General features: G+C 47.0%; 1 protein-coding gene. It reads right to left on the bottom strand.

Annotated features, from left to right (window positions below; translation table 11 throughout):
• Positions 1-230, bottom strand: a 230-nt coding sequence (locus tag H9X84_RS12780; protein ID WP_205134628.1) for a hypothetical protein, incomplete at its 3' end; no start/stop codon positions are given.
• Positions 231-636: the final 406 nt, after the last annotated feature.

Raw genomic sequence — 636 nt, 5'->3', positions numbered from 1 at the left:
TCCCTTTGGTCGCCTGCGGGGGTTTGGGGACCATGCGAAAGGTCCCCAAGTTTTGGGTACTTTTGCGCCAAAAGTACCTCTCCGAAGGAAAACCAGCCTGGGATTTTCTGAGATACATCCCTTTGATTTAAAAACCTCTCTATCATATGTTTAATTTTTTCTTTGTACTTTTTTAGAAAAAGTACCAAAAACGCTCGGTCAAGCAAGTTTGCTCTGCAAACTTCAGCCATTTATGGCTGACCGTCTTTCTTGACGGTGCAAAGAGTTCCGCAATCTTCATTTTTCTTTGTACTTTTTTAGAAAAAGTACCAAAAACGTGGGGAGTTCCGCAATCTCCCCACACCCCTGAGCGGCTTGGGGAGAACTCCTCCCCAAGACCCCCTCCCAAAACGAAGCCTTTTCCATTGGTAAAAATCAAATTCAGCAACTATCGAAAAGTCTTGTTTTGGGAGCTGCTATTGGCAAATATCAGGGCTTTCCTTCAATAAAGGCCGCAAAAGCACTTTGCGCATAAAAGGCCTAACCCTAAAACTGCCGTTTCCGGCTCTTCCGACCCGCACCGGGTCGGCGAAAGGGTTTCCAAAGGGAAATTCTGTCCCTTTGGTCGCCTGCGGGGGTTTGGGGACCATGCGAAAG

It is taken from the genome of Anaerotignum lactatifermentans (genome assembly GCF_016902535.1).
Taxonomy (GTDB): domain Bacteria; phylum Bacillota; class Clostridia; order Lachnospirales; family Anaerotignaceae; genus Anaerotignum; species Anaerotignum lactatifermentans_A.
Note: the sequence above shows the minus strand (reverse complement) of the source record. Positions and strands in the feature narration are given on the sequence as shown.